Origin of the sequence: uncultured Porticoccus sp., from assembly GCF_913061305.1 — a bacterium.
Lineage (GTDB): Bacteria > Pseudomonadota > Gammaproteobacteria > Pseudomonadales > Porticoccaceae > Porticoccus.
Window position 1 is genome coordinate 83,988 of the sequence record NZ_CAJXST010000010.1, and the last position, 7,456, is coordinate 91,443.

The window sequence follows — 7,456 nt, forward strand, 5'->3', positions numbered from 1 at the left end:
GGCTCAGGGGAGCGGTGTGGCGTGACCGATTTGAGCAGACCCGGGAAAACCCGGGTGTTACTGTCCTGGAGCAGTGGCAAGGATTCCGCCTGGACGCTTTATCAATTGCAGCGGGATCCCACCGTGGAGGTGGTCGGGTTATTGACCACTTACAATCAGGCATTTGTCCGCTCGGCCATCCACGGCGTCCGCCTGAGCCTGGTGCGCGCCCAGGCGGATGCTGCCGGCTTGCCGCTGCTGGCGATTCCCCTGCCCTGGCCGTGCAGCAATGAGCAGTATGAGCAGGCTATGCATACCGCGCTGGAGGAAGCCATACAGCAATTCTCACCCGACGCCATTGCCTTTGGTGATCTGTTTCTGGAGGACATTCGCGCCTACCGTGAAAGCCGCATGGCACAGACCGGGCTTGAGGTGTTGTTTCCGATCTGGGCTACGCCGACGGATCAACTGGCCCGAGCCATGGTCGACGGTGGCTTGCAGGCGCGTGTGACCTGTCTGGATCCCGGCAGGATGCCCCAGTCACTGGCGGGTGCCGCGTTCAATCTGGATTTTCTGACGAAACTGCCGGCAGCGGTCGATCCCTGTGGGGAGAATGGTGAATTCCACAGCTTTGCCTGGAACGGGCCGATGTTCAAATGGCCGATACGGGTTGAGGTGGGTGAAACAGTGACCCGCGAGGGGTTTGTGTACACCGACCTGACGGAGGTGGTGGCTTGAGAATAGTCTCGCTGTTGCCCAGCGCCACAGAGATCATCTGTGGCATTGGACTCCGTGACAGTCTGGTGGGCGTCACCCATGAATGTGATTTTCCACCCGACGTGGTGGGATTGCCGGTGGTGACTGCCTCCAGGATTCCCAAGGGGCTTGCCAGTGATGAGATCGATACGCTGGTCAGCGACCAACTGGAAACGGACAGTGCGCTGTACAGTCTGAACGAGCCGGTATTACGGCAGCTCGCCCCTGACTTGATCGTCACCCAGGCCCTTTGTGACGTCTGTGCGGTCTCTGCCGGTGAGGTGAACGACATGGCCTGTCAGTTGCCCGGTGATGTCCGGGTGATCAATCTGGAGCCCAGCTGTCTGCAGGATGTTCTGGATACGGTGTTACTGGTGGGAGAGGCGGCGGGTTGTACCGCCGCGGCCGCTACCTATCACGCCGAGCTCTGCCGCCGGGTCAATCAGGTGGCGGTCCGGACGGCGGCTGTGCCGGCGTTGCGTCCCCGAGTGGCAATTCTGGAGTGGCTCGACCCGATCTACGATGGCGGGCACTGGTACCCGGAGCTGATTGAGCTGGCCGGTGGCACGCCCTGTTTTGGCGAACAGCAGCGGCCGTCCCGCCGCCGTTCGTGGGAGGAATTGGTGGCTGCGGCACCGGATGTGGTGGTGGTATCACTGTGCGGATTTGACTTGCAGCGCACGGCCCTGGATATTCCCCTGCTGACAGGCAGGCCAGGTTACGGCATGCTGCCAGCGACGGAGTCTGACCAAGTTTATATGGTAGACGGCAACAGTTATTTCAGTCGCCCCGGTCCCCGGCTGGTGGATAGTCTGGAAATACTGGCCAATCTGCTGCACCCCGAAATTCATCCACTGCCCCGGGGTATGATGGGCGCAGTGAAAATTCCGAACACCCCCTGAGGACATGCAATGACGGACAAACACCAGCAGAAGATGCAGAAGCTCAAGGAAAAAGTGGACGCCGGTATAGCGGCCGCAGACCAGGAGCGCGGTGTGATGGTTTTCCTCACCGGTGACGGCAAGGGTAAATCCAGTTCTGCCTTTGGCATGGTGATGCGGGCGCTGGGCTATCACTATAAGGTGGGGGTGGTGCAATTCATCAAGGGCGAGCAACTCTCGGGCGAAGAGCTTTATCTGCAGGAAAAATGTCCGGAAGTGGACTTCTACCAGATGGGCACCGGGTTTACCTGGAATACCCAGGATCGCCAGGGTGATATGGAGGCCGCCTTGCGCACCTGGCTGGTGGCCAAGCGGATGCTGGCGGATGAAAGTTTCCATCTGGTGGTACTGGATGAGCTGACCTACATGCTCAGTTTTCAGTATCTCGATGAGGCCGAAGTGCTGGATGCATTGCGCAACCGACCGTTCGGTCAGAGTGTTGTGGTGACCGGCCGCGGTGGCGGGGCGGGGCTACAGGCGCTGGCGGATACCGTCTCCGAGATACGGGAAGTCAAACACGCCTATCGCGCCGGTATTATGGCGCGGCGCGGCGTGGACTTCTGACGGGCCGACCGAGGAACTGCGCGTTGCATCGTCTTCCCCCGCGGGCCTTTATGGTGGTTGCCCTGGTTTTGCTGGTGCTGGCTGTATTGCTTGGCTTGCTGGTGGGCCCGGTACAGATTGCCCCGGTAAAACTGCTGACGCTCTGGTCTGCCGACCAGGATATGGACGGCCGTGTGCTGGAACTGATCCGTCTGCCACGGGTGTTGTTGGCGGCCCTGGTCGGCGCCTGTCTGGCCAGTTGTGGTGCCGTGATGCAGGGTCTGTTTCGCAATCCACTGGCCGACCCCTCCCTGATCGGTGTTTCCAGTGGCGCCTCGGTGGGCGCCAGTTGTGTGATTTTTTTCGGTGGTTTCGGGTTCCTGGGTTCCGGATTGGGTCTGCCGGCGATTGCGATCGGTGCCTTTCTTGGCGGCATGGCCGCCACGGCCGTCGTTTACCGGCTGGCAACCTCGGTAACCGGTACCTCCGTATCCACCATGTTGCTGGCCGGAATTGCCATCACGGCATTGGCGGGGGCAGTAACCAGCCTGTTCAGTTTTTTCGCCGATAATGAAATGCTGCGTCGCATCAGCCTCTGGCAGATGGGCAATCTGGACAGTGCCAATTGGCACCGTGTGATGGTGATTGCCGCGGTGGTGATACCGCTGGTATTGGTCCTGCCGCGCGAAGGTCGCGCGCTGAATGCCATGTTGCTGGGAGAATCCGAGGCCCGCCATCTGGGAATTGGCGTCGAGCAGCTGAAACGGCGATTGATCGTACTGACGGCACTCGGGGTTGGTGTGGCGGTGGCGGTGTCGGGTGTGGTCGCTTTTGTGGGGCTGATTGTGCCCCATCTGGTGCGGTTGCTGATCGGGCCCGATCACCGTTACCTGATTCCCGGTTCTGCCCTGTTGGGGGCGGTGTTGCTGTTGCTGGCGGATACCGGGGCCCGGACCCTGATGTCGCCGGCTGAATTGCCCACCGGGGTGATCACGGCCCTGCTGGGGGCACCATTCTTCGTTGCCCTGTTGCTCCGACAGCGCCGGGATCTGGTGAGTTAGCGCGATGCTGGAAGCACAGGGTCTGTCATTTTCCATCGCCGGGTTTTCGCTGCTGCGGGAGATCGATTTACGCGTGGAACCGGGCAAGGTCACGGCCATTATTGGTCCCAATGGGGCCGGGAAAACCAGCCTGTTGCGCCTGCTGACAGGCGAACAGCGGCCCACGGCGGGCAATATTGCGCTGAGTGGCCAGCCACTGGGGGACTGGTCGCCAACACAACTGGCCAGCGTCATGGCCGTGCTACCGCAGAGTTCGAGGCTCGATTTTCCCTTTACCGCCCGGGAGGTGGTGATGATGGGCCGCATTCCCCACGCCACCGGGCTGGTCCGCGATACCGCCATTGTCGATGCAGCGCTGGCGGCTGTGGATGGCAGTTATCTGGACAAACGCTTTTATACCCACATGTCCGGCGGTGAAAAACAACGCGTTCAGCTGGCTCGGGTACTGGCCCAGATCTGGGAGCCGGTGGCCGACCATGCCCGGGTGCTGATACTCGACGAGCCCACCTCCTCTTTTGATCTCGCACACCAGCAACTGACCATTGCCAATATGCGCAGCTTTGCCGCCCAGGGGGTTGGCGTACTGGTGGTGATTCACGATCTGAATATGGCGGCTCGCTGTGCCGACCAGTTGCTGGTATTGAGCTGTGGGCGGATTGCCGCCTGCGGTTCGCCGCAACAGGTACTCACAGCCACGACGATCAAGCAGGTCTTCAATGTGGATGTGTCCATCGGTATCAACCCGTTGACGGGCACGCCACTGGTGATTGCCTGAGATGCCACGAACCCTGCTTGCACTGTTGTTGGCACTGTGTGGAGCCGCGGTGTCTGCAGAAATCCGAGTTCAGGATGATATCGGTGAACAGCTTGTGCTCGAGGGCCCGGCCCAACGGGTGATCACCATGGCGCCGCACCTGACCGAGCTGGTGTATGCCGTGGGTGGTGGGGACCAGATGACCGCTACCGTGGCCTGGAGCGATTTCCCCGCAGCGGCAAAAGCCCTGCCGGTGATTGGCTCCAACAATAAAATCAATTATGAGGCCCTGCTGCAATATCAGCCGGATCTGGTGCTGGTATGGCTGAGCGGCAATGGGGAGAGCATGATCAACCGGCTCAAATCCCTGGGACTTAACGTCTATGTCAACAAGCCCCGCCACCTGGACGATATTCCCCGCACTGTGTTGAATATCGGCAAGCTGCTGGGTCGCGAAGAGGCTGCCGAGCCTGTGGTTGGCCAGTTTCGCCGGGCCATGAAAGCACTGGGTGATGAGTACGGTCAGTCGCGCCCGGTGACGGTGTATTACCAGATATGGCAGTCGCCGCTGATGACCTTCGGTGGCAGCCACCTGGTCTCGGATGTGATGGCCCTGTGCGGCGGGCGCAATGCGTTTGCCGATACCGCAGGGCTGGTGCCAAGACTGGGCGTGGAATCAGTTCTGGCAGCCGATCCGGAAGTGATTGTGGTGGGACAGTACACGGAAGCCGAGACAACGTTTGATTACTGGCGTCAGTGGCCACAGCTGCGCGCTGTAGCGGGGGGGCATATCTACGGTGTGGACCCCTATCTTTTGCACCGCCATACCCCGCGTATCGTCAAGGGTGCCCGGCAATTGTGCGAGGCCATCGACCGCGCCCGGTGACACAACGCCGGACCGCAACAATATCGCACCCGGAAAAAAGCCGCCCGGGGGCGGCTTTTTTTGCTGTTTTCCTCGACTGGAAAACCAATAGGAAACTACTCAGATATCGTAACCCCTCTCATCGTGCTGGGAGATATCGAGCCCCTGGGTTTCCTGCTCGTCGTCTACTCTCAGGCCAACCATCAGGTTAACCAGTTTCAACAATACAAAAGTCAGCACGGCGGTATAGGCAAGTGTACTGAGTACCCCGATAAACTGGACTTTCAGCTGGGAATCCATCGCCATGCCCTCGGCATAGCCTGGACCACTGAAGACGCCGAGATCGGCGGAGATGAATATCCCGGCCAGCAGGGTGCCGAGGATACCGCCGATACCGTGTACCGGGAAAACATCGAGGGAGTCGTCAATCCGGAATTTCAGTTTGATTGCCTGGGTTGCGAAATAGCAGATGATACCGGCGCTGAAGCCGATCAGCAGTGCCCCGCCGGGACCGACAAAGCCCGATGCCGGGGTGATGGTGCCGAGACCCGCCACCATACCCGTGACGATGCCCAGTACCGAAGGCTTGCCGTGTTTGATCCACTCCATCATCATCCAGGCCAGTGAACCGGTGGCGGCGGAGATGTGGGTCACCAGCATGGCCATACCCGCGTCGCCGTTGGCGGCCAGAGCCGAACCGCCATTGAAGCCAAACCAGCCAACCCAGAGCATACCTGCCCCGGTAACAGTCATGGTCAGGTTGTGCGGCATCATCGGCTGTTGCTGGAAGCCACGGCGGCGCCCCAGTACAATCGCCGTCACCAGCGCGGCAACCCCTGCGGTAATATGCACCACCGTGCCACCGGCAAAATCCAGCAGACCCATTTCGCCCAGCCAGCCACCGCCCCACACCCAGTGGGTAATCGGCACGTAGACCACCAGCAGCCAGAGGCAGCTGAACAGCATGACCGCCGAAAAGCGCATACGCTCGGCAAAACCGCCGACAATCAGCGCCGGGGTAATAATGGCGAAGGTCATTTGAAACATGAAGAATACAGTCTCGGGAATATCCCCGGCCAGACTTTCTGCCGTTACGCTGGCGAGCATGACATTTTGCAGGTTGCCGATCCAGGCATTCATTGAGCCGCCATCACCGAAAGCCAGGCTATAGCCGCAGATCAGCCATATCAGTGAGGCCGCGCAGGTAATGGCAAAGCACTGCATTAATACCGACAGCACGTTTTTTGCCCTGACCAGCCCGGCGTAAAAAAGCGACAGACCGGGAATCGTCATGAACAGCACCAGCGCAGTGGCAGTCAGAATCCATGCTGTGTTTGCACCATTAATGGTCTCGGTGTGGCCTATAGTCGGTGCAAGCAGGCTTAATAATAGGGCATACAGGGTGGTGCGGTGTCTTACAGGCCTGAACATAATCAATCCCTCATAATCTTGCACTATTTACGTGCAATATATTGGCTCATGCCGGTGCATATGCATCAGAATAGAGCAATTTTTTTGTTTTTTAGCCTTTAGCAAGGCGTTCCGATAAGGTTTCGCAAATGCTGTGCCAGAAAAGCCGATTTGGCGCTATTATGGTGCTTGAAATTTTTTGGTCTCCGTATCAAGCGCATATCAATATGCCTGCTTGCCGGCGACAGGAACTTGATTCAGGATTGATACAAACCAGAAATTCACATGACCCAGCGCGGTTCTGTGTCCGGAGGAGTAACGACCATGTCCAATGACAATGATGATTTGCGTGACCAACTGACCACGCTGCACAACGAGCTGGAAAAGGCAAAGACGCTAGACCCGGAAGACCGGGACATGCTGGGACACCTGATGTCTGACATGATCCGCATTGCCCAGGGGGATCTCGAAAAAGGGGCTCACCACGAATCGCTGCGGGAGCAACTTGAGCGAAAAGCCGGTGAATTTGATCTCGACCACCCCCGCCTGGCAGGCGTGGTGCGTCAACTGCTGGATTCACTGGGAAAAATGGGTATCTAACCCCGGGGCTATAGCGATCCGGGTTGCTGGGGTCTATTGAGCAATGGAGAGAAGAGTCTTTGGTCTGATGGTGGTCGGCGCGCTGATTGCCGGCTGTGCTGGCTCAGACACAAATGAAGACAGCGATAACTACATTGGCTGGGTCTGTGGTGGCGCCAGGCAAAGTGATGACTGGTCCTGTGAGATGCGCGAAATCAAGGACGGTCGAGCGGTTGCCACATCAACAGTGGCGTCAGTAGGCGATCCGACAGTTGCCGATGGACAGGACGTCAGCCCGTTTTCCGAGCGGGACCGGCCGCGCAACCTGCAGGTTGTCTCTCCGCCCAACCAGAACTGGCGAAACCAGTTACCGGGGCTTGACAGCACGCCGGTGATCCCCGAGTCGGAGTCTTCGACACTGGCAGAGCGTAAACTGAGGGAGCGGCCGCCCCGTGTCCCCGAGGCGGTGCCCTCAGTTGTGGCAAGAAAGACCTCGCCCCCGCCTGCCCCAACGCCTCAATCCCTGTCTCTTATACACATCTCCGAGCCCACGAGACGGACTCCTATC

8 protein-coding genes are annotated in these 7,456 nt (G+C 59.1%); 7 read left to right on the top strand and 1 reads right to left on the bottom strand.

Features of this window, described 5'->3' with window-relative positions; all coding sequences use genetic code 11:
* Positions 1 to 21 precede the first annotated feature (21 nt).
* Genes QZ516_RS12065 through QZ516_RS12090 form a run of 6 tightly spaced genes read left to right on the top strand, consistent with a single transcriptional unit; the run spans position 22 to position 4,920 of the window.
* Positions 22 to 717 (top strand): ATP-binding protein, encoded by a 696-nt coding sequence (locus QZ516_RS12065; RefSeq protein ID WP_297190193.1) that lies wholly within the window; start codon positions 22 to 24, stop codon positions 715 to 717.
* Complete coding sequence (locus tag QZ516_RS12070) at positions 714 to 1,637, top strand: ABC transporter substrate-binding protein (RefSeq protein WP_297190196.1); 924 nt, start codon at positions 714 to 716, stop codon at positions 1,635 to 1,637. Before QZ516_RS12065 ends, QZ516_RS12070 begins: the two co-directional genes overlap by 4 nt.
* 9 nt (positions 1,638 to 1,646) lie before the next feature.
* Positions 1,647 to 2,240, top strand: coding sequence for a cob(I)yrinic acid a,c-diamide adenosyltransferase (gene cobO / locus QZ516_RS12075; protein ID WP_297190199.1), 594 nt, complete (start codon positions 1,647 to 1,649; stop codon positions 2,238 to 2,240).
* A gap of 50 nt (positions 2,241 to 2,290) precedes the next feature.
* Complete coding sequence (locus QZ516_RS12080) at positions 2,291 to 3,280, top strand: iron chelate uptake ABC transporter family permease subunit (RefSeq protein WP_297190214.1); 990 nt, start codon at positions 2,291 to 2,293, stop codon at positions 3,278 to 3,280.
* A 4-nt stretch (positions 3,281 to 3,284) separates the two neighbouring features.
* Complete coding sequence (locus tag QZ516_RS12085) at positions 3,285 to 4,055, top strand: heme ABC transporter ATP-binding protein (RefSeq protein ID WP_297190201.1); 771 nt, start codon at positions 3,285 to 3,287, stop codon at positions 4,053 to 4,055.
* Between the two features lies 1 nt (position 4,056).
* Positions 4,057 to 4,920 carry a cobalamin-binding protein gene (locus QZ516_RS12090; protein WP_297190204.1) on the top strand — a complete coding sequence of 288 codons (864 nt, stop codon included), beginning with the start codon at positions 4,057 to 4,059 and terminating at the stop codon, positions 4,918 to 4,920.
* Between the two features lie 99 nt (positions 4,921 to 5,019).
* Here QZ516_RS12090 and QZ516_RS12095 read toward each other — a convergent pair whose 3' ends face one another.
* On the bottom strand, positions 5,020 to 6,330 hold the full coding sequence (locus tag QZ516_RS12095) for an ammonium transporter (protein ID WP_297190205.1): 1,311 nt from the start codon (positions 6,328 to 6,330) through the stop codon (positions 5,020 to 5,022).
* A 303-nt stretch (positions 6,331 to 6,633) separates the two neighbouring features.
* On the opposite strand from QZ516_RS12095, the gene QZ516_RS12100 reads away from it, so the two are divergent.
* Complete coding sequence (locus tag QZ516_RS12100; RefSeq protein WP_297190208.1) at positions 6,634 to 6,909, top strand: DUF4404 family protein; 276 nt, start codon at positions 6,634 to 6,636, stop codon at positions 6,907 to 6,909.
* The last annotated feature ends 547 nt before the right edge of the window (positions 6,910 to 7,456 follow it).